Raw genomic sequence first — 18,207 nt, 5'->3', positions numbered from 1 at the left:
GATTATCGATGCTGAGATTACTCGAAGATAAAATTGCCACGCCGCTTGGTCCACTGTGGGTGATTGCAGACGAGCAGTTCTGTCTGCGCGCCGTTGAGTGGGAAGAACACAGCGACAGGATGGACACGTTGCTCAACGTGCACTATCGCGCGCAGGGTTATGAACGTATCAGCGCCACCAACCCCGGCGGCCTGAGCGACAAACTGACGGCGTACTTCGAGGGCGATCTCAGCATCATTGACACCCTGCCGACCGCCACGGCAGGCACACCTTTCCAGCGCGAAGTCTGGCAGGCGCTGCGCAGTATTCCGTGCGGACAGGTCATGCATTACGGCCAGCTCGCCGGGCAACTCGGCCGTGCCGGCGCGGCCCGCGCGGTCGGCGCGGCAAATGGCGCTAACCCCGTCAGTATTGTGGTCCCCTGCCACCGCGTGATTGGCCGCAACGGCACCCTGACCGGCTATGCCGGTGGCGTGCAGCGCAAGGAGTGGTTACTGCGTCACGAGGGGTATCTCCTGCTCTAGTTTCCAGGCTTTTAGTGCTTAATTTTCTTCCGGTTAGGCTAAAAATCCATAATCAAGCTGTGGAATTTCAAGAAGATGGCAACAGGTTGCCGTCTCTTGTCCTTATTGATGGTTTGGCAGGCTTACGTACTTACCAAAAAGATGTTAAAATTGACCAATATCAATTAAGGCTTGAGCAAACCTATGATCCCGGAAAAGCGAATTATACGACGCATTCAGTCTGGCGGTTGTGCTATCCATTGCCAGGATTGCAGCATCAGCCAGCTCTGTATCCCGTTTACCCTGAATGAGCATGAACTCGATCAGCTTGATAATATCATCGAGCGCAAAAAGCCTATTCAGAAAGGGCAGACGCTGTTTAAAGCGGGAGACGAACTGAAATCGCTCTATGCTATCCGTTCTGGCACCATCAAAAGCTACACCATCACTGAACAGGGTGATGAGCAGATCACCGGCTTCCATCTGGCGGGTGACCTGGTTGGCTTTGATGCCATCGGTACTGGCCATCACCCGAGCTTTGCTCAGGCGCTGGAAACCTCAATGGTTTGCGAAATCCCGTTTGAAACGCTGGACGATCTCTCAGGCAAAATGCCCAATCTGCGTCAGCAGATGATGCGTCTGATGAGCGGTGAGATCAAAGGCGATCAGGACATGATTCTGCTGCTTTCCAAAAAGAATGCAGAAGAACGCCTGGCCGCGTTTATCTATAACCTCTCACGCCGCTTCGCGGAGCGCGGTTTCTCCCCCCGTGAATTCCGTCTGACCATGACACGTGGCGATATCGGTAACTACCTGGGCCTGACCGTGGAAACCATCAGCCGCCTGCTGGGTCGTTTCCAGAAAAGCGGAATGCTGGCCGTTAAGGGTAAATACATTACCATCGAAAACGGTGAAGCTCTGGCCGTTCTTGCCGGTCACTCCCGCAACGTGGCATAACGCCCCCGCATGATTGATGCCAGACCGATAAATTTTTATGATTTATTGGTCTGGTACGTCACCACTTCCGTTTCACCACGTTTCCCTGGCACCGCCCCACTCAGTCCCTGAAAGGTTCTTGTTGAGGTTATGAATTGAGAGAAAGTTTATTTTTCGTTTCAGTCGTTATCGCCTCAGTGACCTTCATATTCATCTGGATCATGCTTGTCGGGCCAATGAAGGGTGAAGAAAAAACCTACGTACAGGATTCAACGACGTTTGCGATTGCGGTGATGGTACTGCTGCTGATTGCCTTTATCGCGGTAACGACAACGGTTCTGTTTCTGTGACAGATTTTCATGATTTATTGATCTGACAAAAACTTCCCCCCTGTTTCATTCAAGATATATAGGTTACTCTTTTAATTACAGACTGTGGTGACAGTAGTAAGGAGACCTGTATGGCAAAGTATCAAAACATGCTGGTGGCTATCGATCCTAACCAGGACGATCAGCCGGCATTACGACGTGCTGTGTATCTACATCAACGGATTGGTGGCAAAATCAAAGCGTTTTTGCCGATCTATGACTTCTCATATGAGATGACCACCCTTCTGTCGCCTGACGAACGCACCGCAATGCGTCAGGGAGTGATCAGCCAGCGTACCGCGTGGATCCGTGAACAGGCCAAATATTACCTGGAAGCGGGTGTTCCTATCGATATTAAAGTGGTCTGGCATAACCGACCTTTCGAAGCCATTATCCAGGAAGTGGTCGCCGGTGGGCACGACCTGTTGCTGAAAATGGCGCACCAGCACGACAAGCTGGAATCCGTGATCTTTACCCCTACCGACTGGCACCTGCTGCGTAAATGCCCTTGCCCGGTGTGGATGGTAAAAGACCAGCCGTGGCCAGAAGGCGGCAAGGCCGTCGTGGCGGTCAACCTGGCGAGCGAGGAGGATTACCACAATTCGCTCAATGAAAAGCTGGTCAAGGAGACGATCCAGCTTGCCGAACAGGTTAACCACACTGAAGTCCATCTGGTGGGCGCTTACCCGGTAACACCGATTAATATTGCTATCGAGCTGCCTGAATTTGACCCGAGCGTGTATAACGATGCGATCCGGGGGCAGCACCTGCTGGCCATGAAGGCGTTACGCCAGAAATTCAGCATTGATGAGAAAATGACACATGTGGAAAAAGGGTTACCTGAAGAGGTGATCCCGGATTTAGCAGAACATCTGCAGGCGGGGATTGTGGTACTGGGTACCATTGGCCGGACCGGTATTTCTGCCGCGTTCCTGGGCAATACCGCCGAACAGGTGATCGACCATCTGCGCTGTGACCTGCTGGTCATCAAGCCGGATGAGTATCAGACACCGGTTGAACTGGACGACCCGGAAGACGACTAAGTTCAGACATAAAAAAACCGCCGGAAACGGCGGTTTTTTTGTCGCTGATTTACAGCGATTTCAGAATAGCATCGACACTGGCTTTTGCATCGCCAAACAGCATGTGCGTGTTCTCTTTAAAGAACAGCGGGTTCTGAACCCCTGCATAACCGGTGTTCATGGAACGTTTGAAGACAATCACGTTCTGCGCCTTCCACACTTCCAGAACCGGCATACCGGCGATTGGGCTACGCGGATCGTCCTGCGCCGCCGGGTTAACGGTGTCGTTGGCACCAATAACCAGGACGGTGTCGGTATCGGTGAAATCATCGTTGATCTCATCCATCTCCAGCACGATGTCGTAAGGCACTTTCGCTTCCGCCAGCAGCACGTTCATGTGGCCTGGCAGACGCCCCGCTACCGGGTGAATGCCAAAGCGAACCTTGATACCGCGCGCACGCAGCTTCTCGGTGATCTCCGCAACCGGATACTGAGCCTGTGCCACCGCCATGCCGTAGCCTGGGGTAATGATGACCGAGTGTGAGTTTTTCAGCATCTCTGCGGTATCTTCCGCGGTGATCTCACGGTGCTCACCCACTTCTTCGTCAGAACCGGTTGAGGAGCCATCAGAACCAAAGCCACCCGCGATAACGCTGATAAACGAACGGTTCATCGCCTTACACATGATGTAAGACAGGATCGCACCAGAAGAACCGACCAGCGCACCGGTGACGATCAACAGATCGTTGCTCAGCATGAAGCCTGCTGCCGCCGCGGCCCAACCGGAGTAGGAGTTCAGCATGGAGACAACCACTGGCATATCGGCACCCCCAATGGAGGCCACCAGGTGCCAGCCAAAGGCCAGAGCAATCAGGGTCATCACCAGTAACGCCAGCACCTGCAGGCCCACGCTTTCAGTGCGCACGAAGACCACCAGCAGCACAAAGGACACGACCAGCGCCGCCAGGTTCAGCTTGTGACGGTTTGGCAGCATCAGCGGTTTAGAAGAGATCTTACCGCGCAGTTTGCCGAACGCGACAATTGAGCCGGTGAAGGTCACCGCACCAATGAAAATGCCGAGGAACACTTCCGTCAGATGGATGTTGACCAGAATCGGTTCCAGACCGGGTGTGTGGTACAGATAGCTGTTGAAGCCCACCAGCACCGCCGCCAGCCCCACGAAGCTGTGCAGAATGGCCACCAGCTCCGGCATCTCGGTCATTTCAACGCGTTTCGCCAGGCGAATACCAATCGCGCCACCGATGATCATCGCCACCAGGATCCATGCAACGTTGCCGGTGTCCGGCCCGAAGATGGTGGCAATCAGCGCAATCGCCATACCGGCGATACCAAAGTTATTTCCCTGCTGAGACGTTTCGTGTTTGGAAAGTCCCGCCAGACTGAAAATAAACAGGATTGCAGCAACAATGTATGCGGCTGTGACTAATCCTCCAGACATATGCTACCCCTTAGCCTTTACGAAACATTTTCAGCATGCGCTGAGTCACGGTGAACCCACCGAAAATATTGATACTGGCGATCAGCACCGCGATAAAGCTCAGGAAGCTTACCCAGCCGCCGTGGCCAATCTGCAGCAGCGCCCCGACCACGATAATCCCGGAGATGGCGTTAGTGACCGACATCAGTGGCGTATGCAGCGCATGGGAGACATTCCACACGACGTAGTACCCCACCACACACGAGAGCGCGAAGACGGTAAAGTGGCCGAGGAATTCTTTCGGCGCGACGTCTGCCAGCCAGCCAAACAGAATAATGACCAGCGCCATGATCGCGTACTTGCGCCACGGAGAAGCCGGTTTAGCTGGCTCTTTAGGCTCAGGCGCCGCTTTCGGTGCCGCCTGAGGCTGCGCGGACACCTGAATCGGTGGCGCAGGCCAGGTGATTTCGCCTTCACGCACCACCGTTACGCCACGCACAACAACATCGTCAAAATCAACGGTGATGTTGCCGTCTTTCTCTTTGCAGAGCAGTTTCAGCAGGTTAACAAGGTTGGTACCGTACAGCTGAGAAGACTGCGTTGGCAGACGGCCCGGCAAATCGGTATACCCGATCACCTTCACGCCGTTAGCAGTGGTGGTCACCTGATTTGGCACGGTGTATTCACAGTTGCCACCGTTTTGCGACGCCAGGTCGACGATCACGCTGCCCGACTTCATTGAGTCAACCATCTCACGGGTAATCAGCTTCGGCGCGGGTTTACCGGGGATAAGCGCGGTAGTGACAATGATGTCGACATCTTTGGCCTGCGCGGCGAAGAGTTCCATTTCCGCTTTGATAAAAGCTTCGGACATGACCTTCGCGTAACCGTCACCGCTACCCGCTTCTTCCTTGAAGTCCAGCTCAAGGAATTCGGCACCCATACTTTGTACTTGTTCTTTTACTTCAGGACGGGTGTCAAAAGCGCGTACGATAGCGCCCAGGCTGTTTGCTGCGCCGATAGCCGCAAGACCCGCCACGCCCGCGCCAATCACCATCACTTTCGCCGGAGGCACTTTCCCTGCCGCAGTGATCTGACCGGTAAAGAAGCGACCAAACTCATGCGCCGCCTCAACAATCGCGCGGTAACCGGCGATATTCGCCATGGAACTTAAGGCATCCAGCGACTGCGCGCGCGAAATACGCGGCACGGAGTCCATGGCCATCACGGTCACGCCACGTGCTGCCAGCTTCTCCATCAACTCAGGATTCTGTGCAGGCCAGATGAAGCTCACCAGCGTCGTGCCAGGATTCAACAGTTCAATCTCGCTCTCTTCCGGCGCATTAACCTTGAGAATAACGGGCGACTGCCAGACTTCAGCACCGTCCACCACTTCCGCGCCAGCCTGAATAAAGGCCTCGTCATCGAAACTCGCCAGTTTGCCCGCGCCGCGTTCAACTGCGACGGTAAAACCCAGTTTAAGCAGTTGCTCCACCGTTTTCGGTGTTGCCGCTACGCGGGTTTCATTGGCTAACCGTTCTTTTGGTACCCCAATACGCATAGTTTTCCCTTCCATCGGTTTTTGATGATGGTTTGTCGATAAATGCCCGCGGTTTGTATCAACTTTCGCCAGCAGGACAGCGACGACATATGATTAACCCCAGAAAATAAAACAGTAACAAACTTTCTATAACCTACTGAAAATAACGCCCGTGATCTACCGCCAGAAAACACTATTTCTTACTTTATCTGTGAAAAATAAGTGATCTGCGTCGCTGACAGTGATATTTACCTTAAATTCATCGCTGAGACCGATAAATAGCGCAAGCGAAGCGGTAAAAACATGATATAGCGCCATTAGAGAACAACTTATTAACATTAAATTAACTTGTAAAAGTCATAAGCTTTATCAGTTTTGCTTGTCAGACGCCTGTTTTTTCAACATATCACTAAATGTTATCAAATCAGATGATTCAGTGAGCACAGGCTGTGAAAAATGGCGCAGACAGCGACGGGTTTTAAATGCCATAATCGGGACCGTCTCAAATTAACAACAATACCAGTACATGGTTTGCGCAAGGCGAAGGATTATTTTTATGAAGCTTAAGAACACACTCCTGGCGTCCGCACTTCTCTCCGCGACCGCCCTGTCTGCGAATGCCGCGACAGAGTTAACGCCGGAGCAAGCGGCAGCGTTAAAACCTTTTGACCATACGGTCATTGTGGGTCGTTATAATTCTATTGGCGATGCCGTCGCCGCCGCATCAAAAGCCGCCGATAAAAACGGTGCGGCCTCGTTTTACGTTGTTGATCAGTCTGACTCCGGCAACAGCGGTAACCAGCGCGTGACCATTGCGCTGTATAAAGACAATGCGCCGAAAGCTGACGCACCGAAAAACCGCGTGATTAACGGCGTCGTTGAATTACCAAAAGATCAGGCGATTGAGCTGGAACCTTATGACACCGTCACCGTGCAGGGCTTCTATCGCAGCCAGCCTGAAGTGAACGATGCCATCACCAAAGCCGCAAAAGAAAAAGGCGCGTACTCTTTCTTTATCGTGCGTCAGGTCGATGCTAACCAGGGTGGCAACCAGCGCATTACTGCGTTCATCTATAAAGAAGATGCGAAGAAACGCGTTCTGCAAAGCCCGGACGCCATCCCTGCAGATTCCGAAGCGGGTCGTGCGGCGATAGCAAAAGGCGGCGAAGAAGCGAAGAAAGTGGAAATTCCAGGCGTAGCCACCTCTGCCGCACCAAGCGCTGAAGTGGGCCGTTTCTTCGAAACGCAATCCACCAAAGGTGGCCGTTACTCCGTTACCCTGCCAGACGGAACCAAAATTGAAGAGCTGAACAAAGCCACTGCAGCGCAGATGGTGCCGTTCGACAGCATTAAATTTACCGGCAACTACGGCAACATGACGGAAGTCTCTTATCAGGTCGCGAAACGTGCGGCGAAGAAAGGGGCGAAGTATTACCATATCACCCGCCAGTGGCAGGAACGTGGTAACAACGTGACCATCAGCGCCGACCTGTACAAGTAACAGAACGGTTGACCCGAGGCGGCGCAATGCCGCCTTTTTTGTTACTTTTTTTTGAAATTCGGCCCCACGTCATTGCATGCTCTCGTGACACTCCGTAAAATCCCGCGCCTTAGTGTGATCCACCATTTTTATGCGCCTGTGCGAAATAATTATTCTGGATTTGGACCTTTCATAACAGGAAGCCAATGGAAAAGAAACTAGGCCTGAGTGCTTTGACTGCACTCGTTTTGAGCTCAATGCTGGGTGCGGGCGTGTTCAGCTTACCGCAGAATATGGCGGCGGTCGCCAGCCCTGCCGCACTGCTTATAGGGTGGGGCATCACGGGGGCCGGGATTTTGCTGCTGGCGTTCGCAATGCTGCTGCTGACCCGCATCCGCCCGGATCTGGATGGGGGGATTTTCACTTACGCCCGTGAAGGTTTCGGCGAACTGATTGGCTTCTGTTCCGCATGGGGCTACTGGCTGTGTGCGGTCATCGCAAACGTCTCCTACCTGGTGATCGTCTTTTCGGCGCTCAGTTTCTTTACCGATACTCCTGAACTGCGGTTCTTTGGCGACGGCAATACCTGGCAGTCCATTGTGGGCGCTTCGGTACTGCTGTGGGTTGTTCACTGGCTGATTCTACGTGGCGTACAGACGGCGGCCAGCATTAACCTGGTGGCAACCCTGGCCAAACTGGTTCCGCTCGGCCTGTTTATCGTGCTGGCCTTTATGGCGTTCCGTCTCGATGTGTTCAGTCTCGATTTCAGCGGTGTCGCGCTGGGCGTACCGGTCTGGGAGCAGGTCAAGAACACCATGCTGATCACCCTGTGGGTCTTCATCGGTGTTGAAGGGGCCGTCGTGGTCTCTGCCCGGGCGCGGAATAAGCGCGATGTGGGTCGCGCCACGCTGCTGGCGGTACTGGCGGCGCTGGGCGTGTATCTGATGGTGACGCTGCTGTCGCTGGGGGTGGTCGCGCGTCCTGAACTGGCCGAAATGCGTAACCCGTCGATGGCGGGCCTGATGGTGAAAATGTTCGGACCGTGGGGTGACGTGGTGATTGCCGCGGGGCTGATTATCTCCGTGTGCGGCGCGTACCTGAGCTGGACCATTATGGCGGCAGAAGTGCCGTTCCTGGCCGCAACGCACAAAGCATTTCCACGCCTGTTTGCTCGTCAAAACAAAAACAGCGCGCCGTCGGCCTCACTCTGGCTGACCAACATCAGCGTTCAGGTCTGTCTGGTGCTGATCTGGCTCACAGGTTCAGACTATAACACTCTGCTGACCATCGCCTCGGAGATGATTCTGGTACCCTATTTCTTAGTGGGTGCATATCTGTTAAAAATCGCCACACGTCCGGCGCACTATGTGGTGGGTGTCGGAGCCTGTATTTACGGCCTGTGGTTGTTGTATGCTTCCGGGCCTATGCATCTGCTGCTGTCGGTGGTGTTGTATGCACCGGGCCTGCTGGTGTTTATCTACGCCCGCCGCACGCATCAGTTAGAGAACGCGCTTAGACGCCGTGAGATGGCCTTAATCGGGCTGTTACTGGTTGCTGCCGTACCGGCAACCTGGATGTTAATGGGATAGAATCGCCTTTCCCATTGTTGAACTGAAAAGGAGAACACGATGGGAAACGCGCAGCAACGCCCAATACTGATTACTGGTGGAGGCCGTCGTATCGGCCTCGCCCTTGCCCATCACTTTCTCAATCTTCGCCATCCGGTCATCATCAGTTACCGCAGCGAATATCCCTCGATTGAGGGGCTACGCAAAGCCGGTGCGATCTGCATTCAGGCCGATTTCTCAACCGATGACGGTATTCTGGCCTTCGCTGATAAAGTGAAATCTACCACCCCCGGGCTGCGCGCCATTATCCATAATGCCAGCGCCTGGCTTCCCGAAAAATCCGGTACGCCACTCAGCGAAACGCTCTCCTGCATGCTGCAGATCCACGTCAATGCGCCCTATCTGCTGAACCATGCCCTGCTCGACCTGTTGCGCGGTCACGGACATGCGGCGGGTGATATTATTCATTTCACCGATTACGTCGTGGAGCGCGGCAGCGACAAGCACATCGCCTATGCGGCCAGTAAAGCCGCACTCGATAACATGACGCGTTCGTTCGCCCGTAAACTTGCCCCTGAAGTTAAGGTCAACGCCATCGCCCCGGCGATGATTTTGTTCAACGAAGACGATGATGCGGAGTATCGCCAGCAGGCGCTGAATAAATCGCTGATGAAAATTGCGCCAGGTGAAAAAGAGGTTATCGATCTTATCGATTATCTGCTCACCAGTTGCTACGTCACTGGCAGAACCTTTGCCGTGGACGGCGGTCGACCGCTGCGCTAGTGAAAGCGGCTCCAGAAGAAGATAAGCACCCAGGCGCTGAGCCCCCAGCAGACAACGGCCCCGCTCAGCGCCAGGGGAAGTCGCATAAAACCGGTGAAGTACCAGAGCGAAAGCAGATAGAGAAAATAAGGGATAATCGACCACATCCCGAACACGATGGTTGTACGCAATGCTTCCGTGCCTCGTTCTGAGGCGACAATATAGTGCGCTATTAACGCAAAGGTCGGGAAGAGTGGGATCAGCCCGGCAATATAATAATTCCTGGTTTTAGCCAGAACACCTATCAGTAACACCACCAGCGCACCCAACGCGGCTTTTATCACCAGCCCCATCTTTTTCCCTATAACAATCAAATAACACTATGAGCCAGAATAACGGAACTGGCGTTAATTATGAAAGATTAATGGAACGTTAAGGTTGTGCGGTGTATGTTGGCTTTTTTCACGATAACAGACGTTGTATGAATAAGATTGTTTATGTTGAAGACGAGCCCGAAGTGGGGCAATTGATCGCCGCCTATCTGGGTAAGCATGATATGGACGTCATTGTTGAGCCTCGTGGCGATCGTGCCGAAGAGGTGGTCTTACGTGAAAACCCGGACCTGGTGCTGCTGGACATTATGCTGCCCGGCAAAGATGGCATGACGGTCTGCCGCGATCTGCGCGCCCGGTGGGAGGGCCCTATCGTGCTGCTGACCTCGCTGGACAGCGACATGAACCATATTTTGTCACTCGAAATGGGTGCCAATGACTACATTCTGAAAACCACGCCCCCTGCCGTCCTCCTTGCTCGTCTGCGCCTTCATTTACGCCAGCGTGCCAGCGTTGAACGAGAAGCGCCTGCTCAGTCGCTGACCCCGCACAAAGCGATGCGTTTTGGTACCTTGTCTATTGATCCGATTAACCGTCAGGTTCTGCTTTCTGGCGAGCTTATCGCCCTTTCCACCGCAGATTTTGACCTGCTCTGGGAACTGGCAACCCACGCCGGGCAGATCATGGATCGCGATGCATTACTGAAAAACCTGCGCGGCGTCAGCTACGACGGAATGGATCGCAGCGTTGACGTGGCTATTTCGCGCCTGCGTAAAAAACTGCAGGATAATGCCACTGAGCCGTACCGCATTAAAACCGTGCGTAACAAGGGCTATCTGTTCGCGCCTCACGCCTGGGAAACCTGATGCCGGTTACCCGAACGACACTGTTTAAAACATTGTGCAGACGAGGTCTGACAGTTGCATAAAATAAGAATACTCAGCCTGATCTGCTGTTTTGGGTTAACCGGGTGCGTTGTCGCAGATATGGATTCAAGTAATTATGACTATGTTCCGTATATTCAGACTATCCAGAATCCCAGGACCCCGGGCCATACCAATGTGCAACAACGCCGTGAGGATTTGTACGCCTGCGGCGTTGATCGAAAGTATTCGCTCAATTCATGGGACGAAAACTTCAGTCGTAACCGCCTGCTGCCGGGCGAAACGATAGAACAGCAAGATTCCAGGATCAAAAAAATAGAAGACTGTATGAAATCAAAAGGGTACGTTCTGTGGGATTACTCACAATGCGGGCCCCGTAAAAAACCGAGCGGTATGTGTAACTAGTTTGGGTTTGCGTGTTTGTCTTCGACGCAGGTTGTTAACGTATTGATTTTCGGTGAGATTGAATGAAAAAGCTGTTTGTACAGTTTTATCTCCTGCTGTTTGTCTGCTTCCTGGTGATGACCATGCTGGTTGGGCTGGTCTATAAATTCACCGCTGAACGTGCAGGCAGGCAGTCACTGGATGATTTAATGAAAAGCTCGCTCTACCTGATGCGCAGCGAGCTGCGAGAGATCCCGCCACACGACTGGGCCAAGACCTTAAAAGAGCTGGATCTGAACCTGTCGTTTGATCTGCGCATCGAGCCGATGAAGGATTTCGATTTAGAGCCACCCGCCATGCAGCGACTGCGTGACGGGGACATTGTGGCGCTGGATGAGAAATATACCTTTATCCAGCGCATTCCACGGAGCCATTACGTTCTGGCCGTGGGGCCGGTACCTTATCTCTATTATCTGCACCAGATGCGCCTGCTGGACCTTGCCCTGCTGGCTTTCATTGCCATTTCGCTCGCGTTCCCGGTCTTTATCTGGATGAGGCCACACTGGCAGGACATGCTGAAACTGGAATCAGCTGCGCAACGTTTTGGTGACGGGCATTTTACCGAGCGCATTCACTTCGACAGCGGTTCCAGCTTCGAGCGTCTTGGCGTGGCGTTTAACCAGATGGCCGATAACATCAATGCGCTGATTATCAGTAAAAAACAGCTCATTGACGGAATTGCTCACGAGCTGCGTACGCCACTGGTACGCCTGCGCTATCGGCTGGAGATGAGCGAAAACCTGACGGAGGCCGAGTCGCAGGCGCTGAACCGCGACATTGGTCAGCTTGAGGGCCTCATTGAGGAACTCCTGACCTACGCGCGCCTCGATCGCCCGCAAAACGAACTGAACCTCAGTACGCCGGACCTGCCCGGCTGGTTACAAACCCATATCGATGATGTCCAGAGCGTAAACCCGCAACGTACCCTGCTGACACACGTCACGCCCGGCGATTATGGCGCACTGGATATGCGTCTGATGGAACGCGTGCTGGATAATCTGATGAACAACGCCATGCGCTATAGCGAGAGCACGCTGCAGATTGGCTTAGATTTACAGGGTAGTCAGGCCTGTCTGACGGTTGAGGATGACGGACCGGGCATCGCCCCGGAAGCGCGTGAAACGGTGTTTGAGCCGTTTGTACGCCTCGACCCCAGCCGCGATCGTGCCACGGGGGGATGTGGCCTCGGGCTGGCAATTGTTTACTCCATTGCGCAGGCGATGGGCGGCACGGTGCATTGTGAAGAGAGCGCGCTCGGCGGCGCGCGCTTCTGCTTTAGCTGGCCGGTATATCACAACATCACCCTTCCCGTCCCTGCCTGACCTTTATCGCTCGCTGGCCTGACCCGGCGTGCTGTGCTATATGATAAGTATGTTGTAACTAATGAAGAGTTATCATGGCGACGTACGATCTCATCGAAAGGCTGAACAGCACGTTCCGCGACATTGAACACGAGTTACTGACCCTGACCGAACGTTTGCAGACCTGCCGTCTGTTAGCCGCGCGGGTCTTCACCTTGCCGGATGTGGTGAAAGGCGCTGAACACGACCCGCTGGAAACCATAGAAGTACAGCAGCATATCGGCAAAGCGGCGCTGGAACTGACGCTGCGGCACTACCGTCGCCTGTTTATCCAGCAGCAGTCAGAAAACCGCAGCAGTAAGGCGGCCGTTCGTCTGCCGGGCGTAATCTGCCTGCAAACCGATGCATCAACGCGAGAAGCGCTGGAAAACCAGATTGCGCATATCAACACGCTTAAGGCGACGTTTGAAAAGATCATCACTGAAGAGTCGGGTCTGGCTCCTGCCGCCCGTTTTGAATGGGTACACCGACAGCTACCGGGATTAATCACCCTGAATGCCTATCGTACGCTGACGGTACTGCGTCATCCCGCCACGCTTCGCTTCGGCTGGGCCAACAAGCACATCATTAAAAACTTCACCCGTGATGACATTCTGGCGCAGCTGGAAAAGAGTCTGAAGGCACCGCGGACTGTCGCACCGTGGTCACGCGAGCAGTGGATTGAACGGCTTGAGCAGGAGTACCACAGCATCGCCTCACTGCCGGCGGATACACGGCTTAAGATTAAGCGCCCGGTGAAGGTACAGCCTATCGCACGCGTCTGGTATTCCGGCCAGCAAAAGCAGGTACAGTATGCCTGCCCGACGCCGCTGATCGCACTTTATGATGCCGATCAGGGGGCCATTGTGCCGGATATTGGCGAACTGCTGAATTACGATGCTGAAAATGTCCAGCATCGTTACAGACCTCAGGCGCAACCGCTGCAGCTGATTATTCCGCGGCTGCACCTGTATGTGGCGCAGTGATTATTTCAGGCTGCCGACCATCGATTCCGGGCGTACCCATGCATCAAACTCAGCCTCCGTCAGGTAACCCAATGCCAGAGCGGAGGCTTTCAGCGTCAGCCCCTCTTTATGCGCTTTTTTCGCAATCTCGGCGGCTTTGTCGTAGCCGATATGGGTATTCAGCGCGGTCACCAGCATCAACGACTCATTGAGCAACTGGCTGATGCGCTCGCGGTTTGGCTCAAGGCCTGACGCACAGTGCTCGTTGAAACTCTCCATACCGTCCGCCAGCAGGCGTATGGACTGAAGCACGTTATGAATCACCATCGGGCGATAGACGTTCAGCTCAAAGTTACCGGATGCGCCGCCCATGTTAACGGCAACGTCGTTACCCATTACCTGACAGCAGAGCATGGTCATGGCTTCACACTGGGTCGGGTTTACTTTGCCCGGCATGATAGAGCTACCCGGCTCGTTTTCCGGAATGCTAATTTCACCGATACCGCAACGGGGACCCGAGGCCAGCCAGCGCACATCATTGGCGATTTTCATCAACGACGCTGCCAGACCCTTGAGGGCACCGTGGGTATGAACCAGCGCATCACAGGTGGCCAGCGCTTCAAACTTATTCGGCGCCGTGATAAACGGCTGCCCGGTGATGGCCGCCAGCTCGTCGGCAACGCGCACCGCATATTCCGGATGGGTATTTAACCCCGTACCGACCGCCGTTCCGCCCAGCGCCAGCTCTGCAAGATGCGGCAGGCTGTACTCGATGTGCTTGAGGTTATGTTCTAGCATTGCCACCCAGCCGGAAATCTCCTGGCCGAGCGTCAGCGGCGTGGCATCCTGCAGGTGAGTACGTCCTATTTTGACGATATCGCTGAAAGCCTGCGCCTTCTCGCCAAGGGTGGTTTTAAGCACGTTGAGCTGCGGGATCAGCTGTTCACGAAGCGCAATCACCGCCGCCACGTGCATCGCCGTCGGGAAGACGTCGTTCGAACTTTGGCTTTTGTTTACGTCATCGTTCGGGTGAACCTTACGCTCCATACCGCGCACGCCGCCCAGCAGTTCGCTTGCCCGGTTCGCCAGCACCTCGTTCATATTCATGTTGCTCTGGGTGCCAGAACCGGTCTGCCAGATGGCGAGGGGGAATTCATCGGGATGCTTGCCGGCCAGAACTTCATCGGCAGCAGTGATAATCGCGGTGGCCTTATCTGCCGCCAGCAGGCCTAAATCCTGATTCACTTTGGCGGCCGCACGTTTAGTGAGCGCCAGCGCCTGAATCAGCGAGACGGGCATTTTCTCGGTCGAAATACGGAAATGTTCCAGCGAACGCTGGGTTTGCGCGCCCCATAGCTTGTCAGCCGGGACATCGATCGCGCCCATAGAGTCTTTCTCACGGCGTACCGTAGTCATTACTTTCTCCTTGATAACACTGTCGGGATTGCTCACATGCTTCAGAGATAAGTATTGATTGCTTTACAGAAAAGATATGGCGCTTTGTGCGCTCTTTGATGTGCCGGGTGACGTGAACGCCACCCGGCTATAGTAGATTACTTCACACACGCCGAACATTGAGAGGACTGGATCTGCCTGAAGAAGTCGTTACCTTTGTCATCCACAAGGATAAACGCCGGGAAATCTTCCACTTCAATTTTCCAGATAGCTTCCATACCCAGTTCCGGGTATTCAATGCACTCAAGGCTCTTAATGCTGCCCTGCGCGAGTACGGCAGCCGGACCGCCGATGCTGCCCAGGTAGAAGCCACCATGTTTATGGCAGGCATCCGTCACCTGCTGGCTACGGTTTCCTTTTGCCAGCATGATCATGCTGCCGCCGTTGGCCTGCAGCTGGTCAACATACGAGTCCATACGGCCTGCGGTGGTCGGGCCTAACGAGCCAGAGGCGTAGCCTTCTGGCGTTTTGGCCGGGCCTGCGTAGTAAATCGGGTGATCTTTGATGTACTGCGGCAGCCCTTCACTATTGTCCAGACGCTCTTTCAGTTTCGCGTGAGCGATGTCACGACCAACGATGATGGTTCCGTTAAGAGAGAGACGGGTCGACACCGGATACTGAGACAGCTGCGCCAGAATCTCTTTCATCGGACGGTTCAGGTCAACGTGAACGGCTTCACCCTCGCCCGCTTTGCGCAACGCTTCAGGAATGTACTTCCCTGGGTTGTTCTCCAGTTTTTCGATCCAGACGCCTTCGCGGTTGATCTTCGCCTTGATGTTACGATCCGCAGAACAGGAGACCCCCATCCCGACCGGGCAGGAGGCACCGTGGCGCGGCAGACGGATCACTCGCACATCATGGGCAAAATATTTGCCGCCGAACTGCGCGCCCAGGCCGAGGTTACGCGCTTCTTCCAGCAGTTCCTGTTCGAGCTGAACATCGCGGAACGCCTGGCCGTGCTCGTTCCCTTCGGTAGGCAGGCCGTCATAATATTTGGTCGACGCCAGCTTCACCGTTTTCAGGGTGCTCTCTGCTGACGTACCGCCAATCACAAAGGCAATATGGTACGGTGGGCAGGCAGCGGTGCCGAGCGTGCGCATTTTCTCAACCAGGTAATTCTTCAGCTTGCCCGGTGTGAGCAGCGCTTTGGTTTCCTGGTAGAGATAGGTTTTGTTCGCTGAACCGCCACCTTTGGCGATGCAGAGGAATTTGTATTCATCACCGTCCACGCTATACAGGTCAATCTGCGCAGGCAGGTTTGTGCCCGTGTTGACCTCTTTGTACATATCCAGCGCCGCGTTTTGCGAGTAGCGCAGGTTGTCTTCGGTGTAGGTGTTGTACACGCCATGCGCCAGCGCCGCTTCGTCGCCGCCGCCGGTCCAGACACGCTGGCCTTTTTTACCCACAATGATGGCCGTGCCGGTGTCCTGGCAGGTAGGTAAAATACCTTTCGCCGCGATATCCGAGTTACGCAGGAACTGCAGGGCGACGTATTTGTCGTTTTCGCTGGCCTGCGGATCGCTCAGGATATCGGCAACCTGCTGCTGGTGCGCAGGGCGGAGCATAAACGAGGCGTCGTGGAAAGCCTGCTGCGCCAGTAACGTCAGCGCCTGCGGATCGACCTTGAGGATCTCCTGCCCTTCGAATTCAGAGACGGAGACGTGATCGCGGGTTAACAGGTAATATTCGGTTTGATCCTTACTGAGGGGGAAAGGATCCTGATAATGAAAGGGTTTGTTCGACATTGTTCTCTCACTTACTGCTTCAGTCTGATTATTTGGGCAGATGTTCCGCTGCCCGCTTAAAAGCGAGTCAGCTTATCCTACACAATTTTTTAACAAAAACTGAGACTAGTACGACTTTTTACATCCACAGGTTACTTCCATGTGGTTTATTGCTTTAATACCCGGAGTTAATTCCACCATTGAATCAGGGCTTGATAATGCAAAAACTCATTAACTCAGTGCAAAACTACGCCTGGGGAAGTAAAACTGCGTTAACGGATCTCTACGGTATCGCGAACCCAAACAACCTGCCAATGGCAGAACTGTGGATGGGTGCGCACCCGAAGAGCAGCTCAAAAATTGAAGACGCAAGCGGCCAGGTTCGCTCTCTGCGCGACGTGATTGATGCCGACAAAGCCACCCTGCTGGGTGACAAGGTTGCCAGCCGTTTTGGTGAGCTGCCGTTCCTGTTTAAAGTGCTGTGCGCCGACCAGCCGCTCTCGATCCAGGTGCACCCGAATAAAAAAGCCTCTGAGATGGGCTTTGCGAAAGAGAACGCGGCCGGTATTCCGTTAGATGCCGCCGAGCGTAACTACAAAGATCCTAACCACAAGCCGGAGCTGGTCTTTGCGCTGACCCCCTTCCTGGCGATGAACGCGTTTCGCGAGTTCTCAGAAATTATCTCCCTGCTGCAGCCGGTGGCGGGTGCTAACAACGCTATTGCCCACTTCCTGGAAAACCCGAATGCAGAAGGCCTGAGCCAGCTTTTCGCCAGCCTGCTGAACATGCAGGGAGAAGAGAAATCTCACGCCCTGGCGGTGCTGAAAGCGGCGCTGGACAGCCAGCACGGTGAGCCGTGGGATACTATCCGCCTGATTTCTGAATTCTACCCGGACGACAGCGGCCTGTTCTCCCCTCTGCTGCTGAACGTGGTGAAGCTGAACCCGGGCGAGGCGATGTTCCTGTTTGCTGAAACCCCGCACGCCTACCTGCAGGGCGTGGCGCTGGAGGTGATGGCCAACTCAGACAACGTACTGCGTGCAGGCCTGACGCCGAAATACATTGATATCCCTGAGCTGGTTGCCAACGTGAAGTTTGAGGCGAAGCCTGCGGATCACCTGTTGACTCAGCCTGTTAAACAGGGTGCGGAGCTGGACTTCCCGATCCCGGTGGATGATTTTGCCTTCTCACTGCATGACCTGAGCCCGGCAGAAACCGCCATCGCGCAGGAGAGCGCGGCAATCCTGTTCTGCGTTGAGGGTGAAGCAACGCTGCATAAAGGTGGCGAGCGTCTGGTGCTCAAGCCAGGCGAATCGGCATTTGTAGCGGCAAACGAGTCGCCGGTGAGCGTGAGCGGTACCGGTCGTCTGGCGCGTGTTTTTAATAAGCTATAAGCACTTACTGAATTTTTTAACAACTCTTGCTAAGCTAGTTGAAGACTTTACA

16 protein-coding genes are annotated in these 18,207 nt (G+C 54.2%); 11 read left to right on the top strand and 5 right to left on the bottom strand.

What is annotated here, in order from left to right; translation table 11 throughout:
• Window positions 1-8: 8 nt before the first annotated feature.
• The 4 genes from ogt to uspE all read left to right on the top strand — a co-directional run bounded on the left by ogt (window position 9) and on the right by uspE (window position 2,850).
• A complete protein-coding gene (gene ogt / locus ACN9MQ_RS09985; protein ID WP_020884306.1) occupies window positions 9-524 on the top strand; it encodes a methylated-DNA--[protein]-cysteine S-methyltransferase in 516 nt (171 codons plus the stop codon).
• 183 nt (window positions 525-707) lie between these two features.
• A complete protein-coding gene (fnr, locus tag ACN9MQ_RS09980; RefSeq protein WP_014070017.1) occupies window positions 708-1,460 on the top strand; it encodes a fumarate/nitrate reduction transcriptional regulator Fnr in 753 nt (250 codons plus the stop codon).
• Between the two features lie 176 nt (window positions 1,461-1,636).
• Window positions 1,637-1,789 (top strand): hypothetical protein, encoded by a 153-nt coding sequence (locus ACN9MQ_RS09975; RefSeq protein WP_223398027.1) that lies wholly within the window; start codon window positions 1,637-1,639, stop codon window positions 1,787-1,789.
• Window positions 1,790-1,899: 110 nt separating this feature from the next.
• A complete protein-coding gene (uspE, locus tag ACN9MQ_RS09970) occupies window positions 1,900-2,850 on the top strand; it encodes a universal stress protein UspE (RefSeq protein ID WP_014169827.1) in 951 nt (316 codons plus the stop codon).
• A 49-nt stretch (window positions 2,851-2,899) separates the two neighbouring features.
• On the opposite strand, the gene pntB is transcribed toward uspE, so the two are convergent.
• Window positions 2,900-4,288: a Re/Si-specific NAD(P)(+) transhydrogenase subunit beta gene (pntB, locus tag ACN9MQ_RS09965; protein ID WP_025204333.1), complete on the bottom strand. Its 1,389-nt coding sequence runs from the start codon at window positions 4,286-4,288 to the stop codon at window positions 2,900-2,902.
• Between the two features lie 10 nt (window positions 4,289-4,298).
• Window positions 4,299-5,828 carry a Re/Si-specific NAD(P)(+) transhydrogenase subunit alpha gene (gene pntA / locus ACN9MQ_RS09960; RefSeq protein ID WP_020884308.1) on the bottom strand — a complete coding sequence of 510 codons (1,530 nt, stop codon included), beginning with the start codon at window positions 5,826-5,828 and terminating at the stop codon, window positions 4,299-4,301.
• 535 nt (window positions 5,829-6,363) lie between these two features.
• On the opposite strand from pntA, the gene ydgH reads away from it, so the two are divergent.
• From ydgH to folM, 3 genes are all read left to right on the top strand, one after another.
• A complete protein-coding gene (gene ydgH / locus ACN9MQ_RS09955; protein WP_020884309.1) occupies window positions 6,364-7,308 on the top strand; it encodes a DUF1471 family protein YdgH in 945 nt (314 codons plus the stop codon).
• Between the two features lie 185 nt (window positions 7,309-7,493).
• Window positions 7,494-8,876, top strand: coding sequence for an amino acid permease (locus ACN9MQ_RS09950; protein WP_020884310.1), 1,383 nt, complete (start codon window positions 7,494-7,496; stop codon window positions 8,874-8,876).
• A gap of 39 nt (window positions 8,877-8,915) precedes the next feature.
• A complete protein-coding gene (gene folM, locus ACN9MQ_RS09945; protein ID WP_020884311.1) occupies window positions 8,916-9,638 on the top strand; it encodes a dihydromonapterin reductase in 723 nt (240 codons plus the stop codon).
• Here the strand turns inward: folM and ACN9MQ_RS09940 are convergent.
• Complete coding sequence (locus ACN9MQ_RS09940) at window positions 9,635-9,970, bottom strand: GlpM family protein (protein WP_025204336.1); 336 nt, start codon at window positions 9,968-9,970, stop codon at window positions 9,635-9,637. The two genes, folM and ACN9MQ_RS09940, sit on opposite strands and share 4 nt — an antisense overlap.
• Window positions 9,971-10,098: 128 nt before the next feature.
• On the opposite strand from ACN9MQ_RS09940, the gene rstA reads away from it, so the two are divergent.
• The 3 genes from rstA (at window position 10,099) to tus (ending at window position 13,603) form a co-directional block, all read left to right on the top strand.
• Complete coding sequence (gene rstA, locus ACN9MQ_RS09935) at window positions 10,099-10,815, top strand: two-component system response regulator RstA (RefSeq protein WP_025204337.1); 717 nt, start codon at window positions 10,099-10,101, stop codon at window positions 10,813-10,815.
• 485 nt (window positions 10,816-11,300) lie between these two features.
• Window positions 11,301-12,599, top strand: a complete 1,299-nt coding sequence (rstB, locus tag ACN9MQ_RS09930; RefSeq protein ID WP_014169816.1) for a two-component system sensor histidine kinase RstB — start codon at window positions 11,301-11,303, stop codon at window positions 12,597-12,599.
• A 74-nt stretch (window positions 12,600-12,673) separates the two neighbouring features.
• Window positions 12,674-13,603, top strand: coding sequence for a DNA replication terminus site-binding protein (tus, locus tag ACN9MQ_RS09925; protein ID WP_232946585.1), 930 nt, complete (start codon window positions 12,674-12,676; stop codon window positions 13,601-13,603).
• Here tus and fumC read toward each other — a convergent pair whose 3' ends face one another.
• Complete coding sequence (fumC, locus tag ACN9MQ_RS09920; protein WP_047357350.1) at window positions 13,604-14,998, bottom strand: class II fumarate hydratase; 1,395 nt, start codon at window positions 14,996-14,998, stop codon at window positions 13,604-13,606. It abuts the gene before it with no gap.
• A 137-nt stretch (window positions 14,999-15,135) separates the two neighbouring features.
• Complete coding sequence (gene fumA / locus ACN9MQ_RS09915) at window positions 15,136-16,782, bottom strand: class I fumarate hydratase FumA (protein WP_426021450.1); 1,647 nt, start codon at window positions 16,780-16,782, stop codon at window positions 15,136-15,138.
• Between the two features lie 197 nt (window positions 16,783-16,979).
• Between fumA and manA the strand changes: the two genes are divergently transcribed.
• On the top strand, window positions 16,980-18,155 hold the full coding sequence (gene manA / locus ACN9MQ_RS09910; RefSeq protein WP_020884317.1) for a mannose-6-phosphate isomerase: 1,176 nt from the start codon (window positions 16,980-16,982) through the stop codon (window positions 18,153-18,155).
• Window positions 18,156-18,207 lie beyond the last annotated feature (52 nt).

Source organism: Enterobacter sp. R-25 (assembly GCF_049913205.1).
GTDB lineage: Bacteria > Pseudomonadota > Gammaproteobacteria > Enterobacterales > Enterobacteriaceae > Enterobacter > Enterobacter ludwigii.
The sequence above is the reverse complement of the archived record's forward strand: the minus strand, read 5'-3'. Positions and strand labels throughout refer to the sequence as shown.